The organism is Streptomyces endophyticus, from assembly GCF_035798155.1.
Lineage (GTDB): Bacteria > Actinomycetota > Actinomycetes > Streptomycetales > Streptomycetaceae > Streptomyces > Streptomyces endophyticus.
Genome location: NZ_JAOZYC010000002.1, coordinates 169,218 through 181,482, shown reverse-complemented (window position 1 = coordinate 181,482; position 12,265 = coordinate 169,218). Strand labels below are relative to the sequence as shown.

Sequence of the window (12,265 nt, the reverse complement as noted above, 5' to 3'; positions counted from 1 at the left end):
CGACGACCTGCCGTTCTTCTCCGCCAACCAGGACCCGGGCGCGCCCGACCGTGGCGAAGGGCCCACCCGGCCCGCCGGCCCCACCACGGGCCCCGCCGTGGGCGACGGCCCGATGGTGCCGCCCAGCGCACCCAACCCGCCGGTCCCCGGCGCCGGTCAGTCGCCGCCGCGGATGAGCGACGACACCGCGATCCTCACGCCGCAGAAGCCGGCCCCGGAGCCGCCCGGGGGTGGCAATACCTCCAGTGGCAACGTCTCGGGTGACACGCTCACCAGCGGCATGCGGGTCGTCCCCTCCGCCGGTGGCGGCCCCAAGGCCCCCGGCGCCTCCGACCCGTTCCAGCAGGGCCCGGACGGCCCCGCGGTGCACACCCCGCCGAAGCTGCCCGACCCGGTGCCGTCCACCCCCGCGCCCAAGAAGAAGGGCCGCAACAAGCTGGTGCTGCTCGGCGCGGGCGTCGTCGGCCTGGCCGGAGTCGCGTACGGCGCGGGCCTGTTGATGAACCACGCCGACGTCCCGAAGGGCACCACCGTCGCCGGCGTCGACATCGGCGGCGGCACCCGCGACGAGGCGACCACCAAGCTGGAGAACGCCCTCGGCAAGCGCACGGAACAGGCGCTGAAGCTGCAGGTCGGCGGCAAGACCGTGGCGATGAGGCCGGCCCAGGCGGGCCTCTCCTTCGACACCGCGTCGACCGTGGCCGCGGCCGCGGGCAGCGACTACAACCCCGTCTCGGTGATCGGCTCGCTGTTCGGCAACGAGCGGGTCGTCGCCCCCGTCATGCCTGTCGACGAGGAGAAGCTGGCCGCGTCCCTGCAGCGGGCCGCCGGCGGCGCCGCCGCGTCCGGCGACGGCACGATCAAGTTCGCGCCGGGCAAGGCCGTTCCCGTCTACGGCAAGACGGGCAAGGGGATCGACCTCGCCCAGTCGGCCGCCGCGGTCAAGGACGCGTACCACGCGCAGATCGAGACCGGCGCGTCCGGAGCGGTCCCGCTGGCGACGTCGACGCAGAAGCCGACGATCTCGGACGCCGAGGTCGACCGGAAGATGCAGCAGTTCGCCGAGCCCGCGATGTCCGGACTGATCACGGTCAAGGCGGGCGGCGCCTCGATCCAGTTCGGCCCCGACAAGTCGCTGCCGAAGATCCTCAGCGTGCAGCCGGTCAACGGGAAGCTGGTCGAGAAGTACAACCTCCCGGAGCTCAAGAAGCTGTACGGCACGACCTTCGACGGCGTCCTGGTCACCCGCGGCACCGGCAAGAAGACGCCGGTCCAGCCCACGGACGTGGCCGCCGCCATCGGCAAGGCGCTGCTCGGCAAGACCTCCGCCGAGCGCACCGCGGAGATCCAGACGAACGCCTCGTAGGCCCGAAGGAGCTCCGCCCGCGCACCCGCGTCACGAGTCCCGCATGACATCCGTCATGCGGGACTCACGCTTGACGACACTGCCGCGCACCCCCGCCGACCGGCGACGCTGAATGCCATGACGACACACGCAGCGGTCACCTTCAGCGGGGTGACGAAGACGTACGGCACCGTGCGGGCGGTCGACGACCTGGGCCTCGAACTGCACGCGGGCGAGACCGTCGCCCTGCTCGGCCCGAACGGCGCGGGCAAGTCCACCACCCTCGACCTGCTCCTCGGCCTGCGCCCCGCCGACACCGGCGAGGTCCGCGTCTTCGGCACGAGCCCGCGCGAGGCGATCACGGCGGGCCGGGTCGGCGCCATGCTGCAGAGCGGCGGCCTGATGGACGAGGTGACCGTGCGCGAACTCGTCGGGCTCGGCTGCGCCCTGCACCCGAAGCCGTACCCGGCCGACGAGGTCCTCGCCCGCGCGGGACTCGCACAGATCGCCGACCGCAAGGTCAACAAGCTCTCGGGCGGCCAGGAGCAGCGCGTCCGCTTCGCCCTCGCCACGGCCGGCGACAGCGACCTCATCGTCCTCGACGAGCCGACGACCGGCATGGACGTGAGCGCACGGCAGGCGTTCTGGGCGACCATGCGCGAGCAGGCCGAGCAGGGCCGCACGGTGCTGTTCGCCACGCACTACCTGGAGGAGGCGGACGCGATCGCCGACCGCGTCCTCGTGCTGCACCGCGGCCGCCTCCTCGCCGACGGCACCGCCGCCGAGATCAAGGCGAAGGCCGGCGCCCGCAGGGTCTCCTTCGACCTGGAGGGCGAGATCGACGAAGCCGCCATCAAGGGCCTGCCGTTCCTCACGGGCGTGGCCGTCAGCGGTCGGTCCGTGCGCATCCAGTCCACCGACGCCGACGCGACCGTGCACGCGCTCTACGGGCTCGGCGTCTACCCGCGAAATCTCGAAGTCGCCGGACTCGGCCTGGAACAGGCCTTCGTGGCGATCACCGAGGCTGAGGAGGCCAAGGCCCGATGAACAGTCTGATCAAGCTCGAACTCACCCGCGCCCTGCGCAACCGGAAGTTCCTGTTCTTCTCCGTGATCTACCCGTCCGTGCTGTTCCTGCTGATCGCGGGCAAGTCCGACACCTCGACCATGGTCGACGGCACCGGACTGAACCTCCCCGCGTTCATGATGGTCTCGATGGCCTCCTTCGGCGCGCTCACCGCCGTCCTCATGGGCAACAGCGAGCGCATCGCGAAGGAGCGGGAGAACGGCTGGGTACGGCAGTTGAGGCTCACCACGCTGCCCGGACGCGGCTACGTCCTCGCGAAGACCGCGAGCGCCGCCGTCGTCTCGCTCCCGTCCATCGTGATCGTCTTCGTCGTGGCCGCGGCCCTCAAGGACGTACGGCTCGACGCCTGGCAGTGGCTCGCGCTGACCGGCTCGATCTGGGCCGGCAGCCTCGTCTTCGCCGCGCTCGGGGTGGCCATCGGCTACCTCGCCTCCGGCGACGCCGTCCGGCCGATCACGATGATCACGTACTTCGGCCTTTCCATCCTGGGCGGCCTGTGGATGCCGACGACCGGATTCCCGCAGTGGCTCCAGGACATCGCGAAATGGCTGCCCACCCACGCGTACGCTGCCCTCGGCCAGGCCATCGAGCTGGGTGGCGCCCCCGAGGCCAAGGACGTCGCGCTGCTCGTCGTGTACTTCCTGCTCTTCGCGGGCGGCGCGGCCTGGCTGTACCGGAAGGACACGTTGAAGGCGTGAGTACGGAACGGGACGGGCAGGACGGGGTTCCGAAGATCGGGCAGCCGGCGGAGAGCCGCCGCGAGACCCTCCTGAAGCTCCTCTGGATCGGCATGTGGCTGGCCTTCCTCGGCAGCCCGGTCGTCGACCTGGTGCAGGGGGACTACGGCCCGACGGGCACGGTCCTCGGCGCGCTCGGCCTGGTCGCCTTCGTCGGCTGCTACGTCGTCCTCGTCATGCGCCGGATGGCCAGGCCGGTGGGGCGGCTCGCGGCGCACGCCGCCCTGGCCGTGCTCCCGGTGCTCGCCGTCACGCTCTGCCTGACCCTCGGGGCCGACTGGCTCGTCCTGTTCGTGTACATCTCCGTGGCCTGCGGGGCGGTCCTGCCACTGCGCTGGACGCGGCTCGCGATCCTCGCGACGACGGCCGTCATGGTCGGCGTAGGACTGCTCCTCGACACGGAGCCGCAGTACTGGCTCCTGGTGCCCGCCCTGCTCGCCGGCTTCTCCATGATCGGCGTACGCGAACTGGTCCGTACGACCAGTGAGCTGCGGGAGGCCCGCGCCCAGGTCGCCCAGCTCGCCGCCAACGAGGAGCGCCTGCGCCTCGCCCGCGACCTGCACGACCTGCTCGGCCACTCCCTCTCGCTCATCACGCTCAAGAGCGAGCTGGCCGGGCGGATGCTGCCGGACCACCCCGACAAGGCGGCCGGCCAGGTCGCCGACATCGAGAAGGTCAGCCGGCAGGCCCTGGTCGACGTGCGCGAGGCCGTCAGCGGCTACCGGCGCGCCCGCCTGGCCACCGAACTCGCGGGCGCCGGGGCCGCGCTGACCGCGGCGGGCGTCACCGCGGACGTGCCCTCCGAGGCCCCGGAACTGCCCGAGGCGCAGGAGTCGGCGCTCGCCTGGACACTGCGCGAGGCCGTCACCAATGTCGTACGGCACAGTGGCGCGCGCCGCTGCGTCGTCGACGTCACGCGGCGCGAGACCCTCGAAGGGCCCCGCGTCGAACTGACCGTGGAGGACGACGGCTCGGGCCCCTCAGGGGCGCCTCCGGGCAACGGCCTCACCGGCCTCGCCGAACGCCTCACCGCGGCCGACGGCACCCTGGAGACGGGCGCGGCACGCGGGGGCGGCTTCCGCCTGGTGGCCCGGGTCCCGGCGTCCGTAGGATCCGCCGCATGAGCACGATCAAGGTGTTGCTGGCCGAGGACCAGTCGATGGTGCGTGAGGCGCTGGCCGCGCTGCTCGGACTCGAGGCGGACATCGAGGTCGTCGCGCAGGTGGCGCGCGGCGACGAGGTGGTGGCGGCCGCCCGCGCGCACGCGGTGGACGTGGCGCTCCTCGACATCGAGATGCCGGGCTGCACGGGCATCGAGGCGGCGGCCCATCTGCGCGAAGCCCTCCCGGAGCTGAAGGTCGTCGTGCTCACCACCTTCGGCCGGCCCGGTTATCTGCGCAGCGCCATGGAGGCGGGCGCGGCCGCGTTCCTGGTCAAGGACGCCCCCGCGGCGCAGCTCGCCGACGCCGTGCGCAAGGTGCTCGCGGGCGAACGCGTCATCGACCCCTCGCTGGCGGCGGCGGCCCTCGCGGAGGGCGCCAACCCGCTCACCGACCGCGAGCGCGAGGTGCTGCGCGCGGCGGCGGACGGCCGCACCAACGCGGAGCTCGCGACCGCGCTGCACCTGTCGCAGGGCACGGTCCGCAACTACCTGTCGGTGGCGATCCAGAAGCTGGCGGTGCGCAACCGCGCGGAGGCGGTGGCCGCCGCGCGGGAGAAGGGCTGGCTGTAGCGCGCCTTCTGCCGTACGCGGTGGCTCAGTTCAGCATCGCGCGGGCCGCCCGCGCCTGCTCCCGCACCGACTCCGCCGCGTTCTCGTCGACGGCCCCGACCACGTCCGCGTACGCCTCCAGCTCCACCGCCCCGTTCACGAAGTCCCCGCGGCGTACGAGGAGCTGGGCCCGCTCGTAGCGCAGTCGGGCCGGGTGCGCGGGCAGCAGCAGCGACAGCTCCACGGCCCACAGCGCCACATCGGAGCGCTCGGGCCGCGTCGCCGCCCATGCCCGGATGTTGTTGAGGATCCGCAGCACCACGTCCAGCGGATCGGCGGGCCGCAGCATCGACGGATCCAGCGGGCCGCCCGTCGCCCCCGCCACGAGCGTCTGCGCGTCGGCCCCCGTCAGCACCCGCCCACCGTCGAACGGATCGGCCAGCACCTGCTCGCCGGCGGGGCCGAAGCCGACCACGAAGTGCCCCGGCAGGGCCACCCCGCACACCGGCGCCCCGGCCCGCCGGGCCACCTCCAGCCACACCACCGACAACAGGATCGGCAGCCCTCTGCGGCGCCGTACGACCTCGTGCAGGAGGGACGACTCGAGCCGCTGGTAGTCGTTCGGCGTGCCGTGGAAACCGGTGCGCGCGCCGAGCAGGTCGGCGCACGCGGTGGCCCAGTCGTGCGGTGAGCCGGGCCGGTACGGCAGCCGTCCGGCGAGCTCGTCCAGCTCCATCTGCACGGCGTCCATACCGGCCTCGTCGAGCGAGGCGTCGCCCTGCGCGGCGAGCAGCAGACACAGCTGCGCCAGATCGGGCCGCTCGGCCCGCGCCTCTTCGGCGAACCGCCGTCGCAGCTCCGTGGAACGGGGGGAAAGATGGGGGGACATACGTGCCTCGTGCCCTCTCAGGCCGATCGATACGGCAGCAATCGGTACGGCATTCGTCGCTACGGCATGAACCGTCACGCCGTTCCGGGGGCACGGTAGTGGTGGTACGCGTGATGTGTGGCGAAACCCAGGCGGTCGTACAGGGCGCGCGCTCCCTCGTTCTCCGCCTCGACCTGGAGCCAGGCCGCCGACGCGCCCTCGTCGAGCGCCTGCCGGGCGAGCGCCGTCATCACGTCCGTGGCGAGTCCTCGACGCCGCTGCGCAGGGTCGACCTCGACGGCGGCGAACCCGGCCCACCGCCCGTCGACCACGCACCGCCCGATCGCGGCGGGCACATCACCCTCGCCGGGCACGGTCGCGAACCACACCGAGGGCCCGGCGCACAGCACCTTCAGCGCGACCTCGCTCGCTCCCTTGCGCTGGTAGCGCGCGAGCCACGCCTCGTCCGGCTCGCGGCTCAGCAGCACGTGCGGCGCGTCCGGCGCGTCCCCGATGGGCGCGAGCGCGGCGATCCGCAGCTCGGCGCTCACCTCGCGCACCCACCCGCGCTCCTCAAGACCGGCGCACAGGACTTCCTGCGCCCCCTCGGCCCCGGTCGCCGTCTGCGCGTACGCCGGAAGGCCACGGGCCGCGTACCACTCCTGTACGTGGCTCAGCGCGTCGTCGAGCGGACGTCCCGGGTCCCCCAGAGGGAGCACCGAATTGGCCCGCCGGGTGAATCCCTCGGCGGCCCTCAGCTCCCACTCGCCGAGCCGCTCGCTCTCGATCGGCCGCCACGCGCGCGAGGCGACGCGAGCGAGCTCCGGATACGTGGCCGAGGGGCCGCGGCGACGGGCGGGCGCGGCCGGTACGACCTTCCCCGCGACCAGCGCGGACTCCTCGATCCGCACACCTTCACCGTTTCTCCGTGTGACGAGGAGCACACCGTCGTTCCACGATGTGAGAACACCGACCGTGTCGATGAACTTTCGACCCGCGGAAACCTCTCCGCTCACCCGTCGCACAGAGACGCGTTTCCCCACGTCATCGCCTGAAATGCGGACTTCCAGGCGTCCGCCCGCAGTGAATTCCACAGCTCGGCCCACCCCTCCTGTTCGGATCATGCCCGGGAACGGAGATACTAGAGGCGGGCATCGACGACGCCGCGCTCCCGCGCGCCAGGCGGCGGAGCCTGCGGAGGCCCGCCAGCGCCCTATCGAGGAGGAACGACAGCGTGACCTACGTCATCGCGCAGCCTTGTGTCGACGTCAAGGACAAGGCGTGCATCGAGGAGTGCCCGGTCGACTGCATCTACGAGGGCAAGCGGTCCTTGTACATCCACCCGGATGAATGCGTCGACTGTGGCGCCTGTGAGCCGGTCTGCCCGGTCGAGGCGATCTTCTACGAGGACGACACTCCGGAGGAGTGGAAGGACTACTACAAGGCGAACGTCGAGTTCTTCGACGATCTCGGCTCGCCCGGTGGTGCCTCGAAGATGGGCCTGATCGACAAGGACTACCCCTTCATCGCCGCGCTGCCGCCGCAGAACCAGTAACCGAGTTCAGCGGTACGCACAGGCGCTGCCCCGGTCCCGTACGGCTCTGACTGCCGTACGGGACCGAGGCATTTGCCCACCACGTCGCGAAGAAAGCATCACGAGGAAAGCGAGCCCCCAGGTGTCCACCGTCCCGGCCCCCATCGACCGTCTCCCCACCTTCCCCTGGGACAAGCTGGAGCCGTACAAGAAGACGGCCGCGGCGCACCCGGACGGCATCGTCGACCTCTCCGTCGGCACGCCCGTCGACCCGGTGCCCGAGCTGATCCAGAAGGCGCTGGTCGACGCCGCGAACTCGCCGGGCTACCCGACGGTCTGGGGCACCCCCGAGCTGCGTGACGCGCTCGTCGGCTGGTGCGAACGCCGCCTCGGCGCCCGCGGCTTCGACCACACGAACGTCCTGCCGGTCGTCGGCTCCAAGGAGCTGGTCGCCTGGCTCCCCACGCAGCTGGGCCTCGGCCCCGGCGACAAGGTCGCCTACCCCCGCCTCGCGTACCCCACGTACGAGGTCGGCGCCCGCCTGGCCCGCGCGGACTACGTCGTCTACGACGACCCGACCGAGCTCGACCCGACCGGCCTGAAGCTCCTGTGGCTCAACTCCCCGTCGAATCCCACGGGTCGGGTGCTGGGCAAGGACGAACTGAAGCGCATCGTGGACTGGGCGCGGTCGCACGGCATCCTGGTCTTCTCCGACGAGTGCTACCTGGAGCTGGGCTGGGAGGCCGACCCGGTCTCGGTCCTGCACCCGGACGTCAACGGCGGCTCGCACGAGGGTCTGGTCGCGGTCCACTCGCTCTCGAAGCGCTCGAACCTGGCGGGTTACCGCGCGGCGTTCATCGCGGGCGACGCCTCGGTGCTCGGCCCGCTCCTCCAGATCCGCAAGCACGGCGGCATGATGACCTCCGCGCCGACACAGGCGGCGGTCGTCGCGGCGCTCGGCGACGACGAGCACGTGCGGGTGCAGCGGGAGCGCTACGCGGCCCGCCGCGAGGCGCTGCGCTCGGCTCTGACGGCCCACGGCTTCCGCATCGAGCACAGCGAGGCGAGCCTGTACCTCTGGGCCACCCGCGACGAGTCCTGCTGGGACACGGTCTCCGCCCTGGCCGACCTCGGCATCCTGGTGGCTCCTGGCGACTTCTACGGAGAGGCGGGCGCCACCTTCGTACGCGTGGCCCTGACGGCCTCGGACGAGCGCGTGGCGGCAGCGGTGAACCGACTGACCTGACGGCGTCCGGTCCGGGCGACGCACCACAACGGGGTGCCGGGAGCAGCACGCCCCCGGCACCCCGTTGTGCTGAACCGGTGGTCAGCCGATCGGCAGGCCGCCCAGCGAACTGGTCGGCAGGTCGCCACCGCCCACCGGCAGCCCGCCGTCGGTCGCGGCGCCGGCCGTCTCGCCGAGCGCGTCACCCGCGCTGCCGGCCGCCCCGCCCGCGGTCTCCTGCGCGGCCGGCGTGACGGTCTTGGCGCTCTTGCCGGCGACCTTGCCCGCCGTCGGCACGGCCTTCTTGACGGCCTTGCTGCCGGCGTCACCCGCGAGCCCGGTGGTGCTCTGAGCCGCGCTGTCGACGGTGCCACCCAGGTTCGCACCGTCCAGAGCGGTCACACCGCCCAGGTCGGTCGTGGCCGGGAGGTCGGCGGCGCTCGCGGAGCCGGCCGCACCGACCACGGGCGCCGCTCCTGCCGCTACGAGCAGCGCGGCACGGGCGATCCGGCGGGTCAGGGGGAGGGACATGATGCTCCTTAGACGGGAGAGAACGTTGGGTGCCCGGTTGCCGTGCGGCGACCGGACGCCGTGACAACCGCCCCAGGCCCCTGGAAGGTTGCGGGTCGGAAACGTAAAGGGTTCGTAATGCGTCGCATTATCAGTTGTGGGCAGAAACGGGCAAAGTGCACGCATCGCCGACCGCTGCAGAACCCTTACAGCTCCCTGCTCACAAGGGTTCTGGGGTCGTGGCCCCACCTCACTCGAAGGTGCCCTGTCGGCGTCCACCCAGCATGATCCGCGTTACCCGTTCGAGTGAGCGCCCGGACTACTGCCCAGTGACGATCCGGACCTCGCCGACGGACATCGAGGCCGCAGGACCGGACATTCCGCCCCGCTTCGCGGGCGACGCCTTGCGCCACTTGTCCCCTGACTCACCGGCGGCCCACTCGCGGCCCGCGTAGGAGACCCGCTCGATGCGCAGCGCCGAGGAGTTGGCCACCGCCCACTGCGCCAGCTCCCAGCCGCGCTGCCGCTCGCCGCCCTCGGCCGAGTCGACGGTGGCGGGCACGGGGACGCGGACGGAACCCTCGCCCGGCCCCTTCGCGGGCGCCACGTCCCGCCCGAAGTCACGGGCGAGCGCGGCCCGTACGCGCGCGGGGTCGCCGGACCGCGCGCTGTCGCCACCGACCGCCCGGCCGTCGCAGGTGAGCGAGGCGGCGGCGCGACCGGTCAGCGAGGCGGCCAGCAACGTGGCGTCCGGCTCGTGCTTCGCGTACGCCTGCGGATAGCCGCTGAGCTGCACGCGCTGCGCGGCCGCGGTCAGCGGGAGCCGCGAGTAGCCGGGGATCTTCGCCAGGTGCGCGTAGAAGCGCTCGGACGCGTACGCCGGATCCATGATCTGCTCCGCGGTGCCCCAGCCCTTCGTGGGGCGCTGCTGGAACAGGCCGAGCGAGTCCCGGTCGCCGTGGTCGATATTGCGCAGCCCCGACTCCTGCAGCGCCGTCGCGAGGGCGATCGTGACGGCGCGCTCGGGCATGCCGCGCGAGGTGCCGACGGCGGCGATCGTCGCCGCGTTCACCGCCTGCTCGGAGGTGAACGCGTACGTCGCCCCGTCCCCGTTCGCCGAGATGACCGTGCATCTCGACTTGGAGCGGCCCCCGGTGGCGTACTGCACGGCCACGTACGTGGCCACGGCGAGCAGCACGACGACGGCCGCGCCGATACGAAGGAGGCGGCCGCGCCGGACGAGAGTGGGGGGCTCAGGCACGCGTCCAAGGTACTGGAGTCCACTGACAGGCCCCTCGCCCCATGGGTATTAGGCTCGGCGCCATGGACCGCACCCCCCTTGACCTCACGCAGGACGCCGCGCGCCTCACGGCGCAGTTGGTCGACTTCGCCTCGCCCAGTGGCAGCGAAAAGGAGCTCGCCGACGCGATCGAGGAGGCCCTGCGGGGGCTGCCGCACCTCACGGTCGACCGCTACGGCAACAACATCGTGGCCCGCACGGACCTGGGGCACGACGAGCGGATCATCCTCGCGGGGCACATCGACACGGTCCCGATCGCCGACAACGTGCCGTCGCGGCTCGACGAGAACGGCGTGCTGTGGGGCTGCGGCACCAGCGACATGAAGGCGGGCGTCGCGGTCCAGCTGCGGATCGCGCAGACGGTCCGTGAGCCCAACCGCGACCTCACCTTCGTCTTCTACGACAACGAAGAGGTCGCCGCACACCTCAACGGGCTCGGGCATGTGGCCGACGCCCACCCCGACTGGCTGGAGGGCGACTTCGCGATCCTCCTGGAGGGGACGAACGGCGATGTCGAGGGCGGTTGCCAGGGCACCCTGCGCGTCATCCTGAAGACCAAGGGCGAGCGGGCCCACTCCGCGCGCGCGTGGATGGGAGACAACGCCATCCACGCCGCGTCCCCGATCCTGGAGCGCCTCGCCGCCTACGAGCCGCGCAAGCCGGTCGTCGACGGCCTGGAGTTCCACGAGGGCCTCAACGCGGTCCGCATCGAGGGCGGCGTCGCCACCAACGTCATCCCGGACGCGTGCGCGGTCACGGTCAACTTCCGCTACGCGCCCGACCGGTCGATGGAGGAGGCCGAGCAGTTCGTCCGCGACTTCTTCGCCGGCTGCCCCATCGAGGAGTTCGTCGTCGACGACCACACGGGCGGCGCGCGCCCCGGCCTCAACCACCCCGCTGCCGCCGCCTTCGTGGCCGCCGTGGGCGGCGAGGTGCGCCCCAAGTTCGGCTGGACCGACGTCTCCCGCTTCAGCGCGCTCGGCGTCCCCGCGGTCAATTACGGCCCCGGCAACCCGATCTTCGCCCACAAGATCGACGAGCGGGTCGACACCTCGCTCATCCTGGAGGGCGAGAAGCGCCTGGCCTCCTGGCTCACCACTTCCTGATACGTCGAGGTCCCTCGTATGTAACCCGCGTAGACCTACCCTTGCTCTACGTAAGTGCGTGATACCTGCGCAGGAAGGGAGCGGACGATGAGTAACCCGGAGGGCAAGCGACGTCCTGTGGAGCAGCGGACGGGGCCGGTGGTCCGGCGCCGTGATCAGATGCAGCCAGGGACGAGCGACCAGCGTCTGCTCGACACCGAAGGCCCGTCGGGGTGGGTGCACACCGACCCGTGGCGGGTCCTGCGCATCCAGTCCGAGTTCATCGAGGGCTTCGGCACGCTCGCCGAACTGCCGCCCGCGATCAGCGTGTTCGGCTCCGCGCGCACCCCGGAGGACTCCCCGGAGTACGCGGCGGGCGTCGCCATCGGCAAGGCGCTGGTGGAGGCCGGCTTCGCGGTGATCACCGGCGGCGGCCCCGGCGCCATGCAGGCGGCCAACCAGGGCGCCGTGGAGGCCAAGGGCACCTCGGTCGGCCTCGGCATCGAGCTGCCCTTCGAGCAGGGCCTCAACCCGTACGTCGACCTGGGCCTGAACTTCCGCTACTTCTTCGTACGGAAGACGATGTTCGTGAAGTACGCCCAGGGCTTCGTGGTGCTCCCGGGCGGCCTCGGCACCCTGGACGAGCTCTTCGAGGCGCTCACCCTCGTGCAGACCACGAAGGTGACGCGCTTCCCGATCGTCCTCTTCGGTTCGCAGTACTGGAGCGGCCTGGTCGACTGGCTGAAGAACACGGTGATCGCCCAGGGCAAGGCCTCGGAGGCGGACCTGCTGCTGTTCCACATCACGGACGACGTGGAGGAGGCGATCACGCTGGTCACCAAGGAGACCGGTAAGTAGGCCCCT

The 12,265-nt window shown here is 71.9% G+C and carries 12 protein-coding genes and 1 pseudogene; 9 read left to right on the top strand and 4 right to left on the bottom strand.

Annotated elements, in window-relative coordinates; genetic code table 11:
* The 5 genes and pseudogenes from OKJ99_RS02535 to OKJ99_RS02515 form a co-directional block, all read left to right on the top strand.
* A pseudogene (locus tag OKJ99_RS02535) lies at positions 1 to 1,366 on the top strand (hypothetical protein); the annotation flags it as partial.
* A gap of 117 nt (positions 1,367 to 1,483) precedes the next feature.
* A complete protein-coding gene (locus tag OKJ99_RS02530; protein ID WP_326014007.1) occupies positions 1,484 to 2,392 on the top strand; it encodes an ABC transporter ATP-binding protein in 909 nt (302 codons plus the stop codon).
* On the top strand, positions 2,389 to 3,129 hold the full coding sequence (locus OKJ99_RS02525) for an ABC transporter permease (protein WP_326014006.1): 741 nt from the start codon (positions 2,389 to 2,391) through the stop codon (positions 3,127 to 3,129). Before OKJ99_RS02530 ends, OKJ99_RS02525 begins: the two co-directional genes overlap by 4 nt.
* On the top strand, positions 3,126 to 4,292 hold the full coding sequence (locus OKJ99_RS02520) for a sensor histidine kinase (RefSeq protein WP_326014005.1): 1,167 nt from the start codon (positions 3,126 to 3,128) through the stop codon (positions 4,290 to 4,292). Before OKJ99_RS02525 ends, OKJ99_RS02520 begins: the two co-directional genes overlap by 4 nt.
* Positions 4,289 to 4,900, top strand: a complete 612-nt coding sequence (locus tag OKJ99_RS02515) for a response regulator transcription factor (RefSeq protein WP_326014004.1) — start codon at positions 4,289 to 4,291, stop codon at positions 4,898 to 4,900. Before OKJ99_RS02520 ends, OKJ99_RS02515 begins: the two co-directional genes overlap by 4 nt.
* Positions 4,901 to 4,925: 25 nt before the next feature.
* On the opposite strand, the gene OKJ99_RS02510 is transcribed toward OKJ99_RS02515, so the two are convergent.
* Positions 4,926 to 5,768 carry a transglutaminase-like domain-containing protein gene (locus OKJ99_RS02510; RefSeq protein WP_326014003.1) on the bottom strand — a complete coding sequence of 281 codons (843 nt, stop codon included), beginning with the start codon at positions 5,766 to 5,768 and terminating at the stop codon, positions 4,926 to 4,928.
* Positions 5,769 to 5,842: 74 nt separating this feature from the next.
* The gene (locus tag OKJ99_RS02505) at positions 5,843 to 6,841 is read right to left on the bottom strand and encodes a GNAT family N-acetyltransferase (protein WP_326014002.1); all 999 of its coding nucleotides are present in this window, start codon (positions 6,839 to 6,841) and stop codon (positions 5,843 to 5,845) included.
* Between the two features lie 140 nt (positions 6,842 to 6,981).
* On the opposite strand from OKJ99_RS02505, the gene fdxA reads away from it, so the two are divergent.
* Positions 6,982 to 7,302 carry a ferredoxin gene (gene fdxA / locus OKJ99_RS02500; protein ID WP_266713752.1) on the top strand — a complete coding sequence of 107 codons (321 nt, stop codon included), beginning with the start codon at positions 6,982 to 6,984 and terminating at the stop codon, positions 7,300 to 7,302.
* A gap of 121 nt (positions 7,303 to 7,423) precedes the next feature.
* Entirely contained in the window at positions 7,424 to 8,527 is a 1,104-nt protein-coding gene (locus tag OKJ99_RS02495) for a bifunctional succinyldiaminopimelate transaminase/glutamate-prephenate aminotransferase (RefSeq protein ID WP_326014000.1), read from the top strand.
* A gap of 81 nt (positions 8,528 to 8,608) precedes the next feature.
* Here OKJ99_RS02495 and OKJ99_RS02490 read toward each other — a convergent pair whose 3' ends face one another.
* Both OKJ99_RS02490 and OKJ99_RS02485 read right to left on the bottom strand, forming a co-directional pair.
* Positions 8,609 to 9,037, bottom strand: coding sequence for an ATP-binding protein (locus OKJ99_RS02490; protein ID WP_326013999.1), 429 nt, complete (start codon positions 9,035 to 9,037; stop codon positions 8,609 to 8,611).
* A gap of 298 nt (positions 9,038 to 9,335) precedes the next feature.
* Entirely contained in the window at positions 9,336 to 10,277 is a 942-nt protein-coding gene (locus OKJ99_RS02485; RefSeq protein ID WP_326013998.1) for a heavy metal transporter, read from the bottom strand.
* Positions 10,278 to 10,339: 62 nt separating this feature from the next.
* Between OKJ99_RS02485 and dapE the strand changes: the two genes are divergently transcribed.
* Both dapE and OKJ99_RS02475 read left to right on the top strand, forming a co-directional pair.
* Positions 10,340 to 11,422 (top strand): succinyl-diaminopimelate desuccinylase, encoded by a 1,083-nt coding sequence (gene dapE / locus OKJ99_RS02480; RefSeq protein WP_326013997.1) that lies wholly within the window; start codon positions 10,340 to 10,342, stop codon positions 11,420 to 11,422.
* A gap of 87 nt (positions 11,423 to 11,509) precedes the next feature.
* Positions 11,510 to 12,259 carry an LOG family protein gene (locus tag OKJ99_RS02475; RefSeq protein WP_326013995.1) on the top strand — a complete coding sequence of 250 codons (750 nt, stop codon included), beginning with the start codon at positions 11,510 to 11,512 and terminating at the stop codon, positions 12,257 to 12,259.
* Positions 12,260 to 12,265 lie beyond the last annotated feature (6 nt).

Excerpts from the sequence above, each read along its gene's own strand:
- OKJ99_RS02530 (WP_326014007.1), top strand. The coding sequence starts at position 1,484 with ATGACGACACACGCAGCGGTCACCTTCAGCGGGGTGACGAAGACGTAC.
- OKJ99_RS02525 (WP_326014006.1), top strand. The coding sequence starts at position 2,389 with ATGAACAGTCTGATCAAGCTCGAACTCACCCGCGCCCTGCGCAACCGG.
- OKJ99_RS02515 (WP_326014004.1), top strand. The coding sequence starts at position 4,289 with ATGAGCACGATCAAGGTGTTGCTGGCCGAGGACCAGTCGATGGTGCGT.
- OKJ99_RS02510 (WP_326014003.1), bottom strand. The coding sequence starts at position 5,768 with ATGTCCCCCCATCTTTCCCCCCGTTCCACGGAGCTGCGACGGCGGTTC.
- OKJ99_RS02490 (WP_326013999.1), bottom strand. The coding sequence starts at position 9,037 with ATGTCCCTCCCCCTGACCCGCCGGATCGCCCGTGCCGCGCTGCTCGTA.
- dapE (WP_326013997.1), top strand. The coding sequence starts at position 10,340 with ATGGACCGCACCCCCCTTGACCTCACGCAGGACGCCGCGCGCCTCACG.
- OKJ99_RS02475 (WP_326013995.1), top strand. The coding sequence starts at position 11,510 with ATGAGTAACCCGGAGGGCAAGCGACGTCCTGTGGAGCAGCGGACGGGG.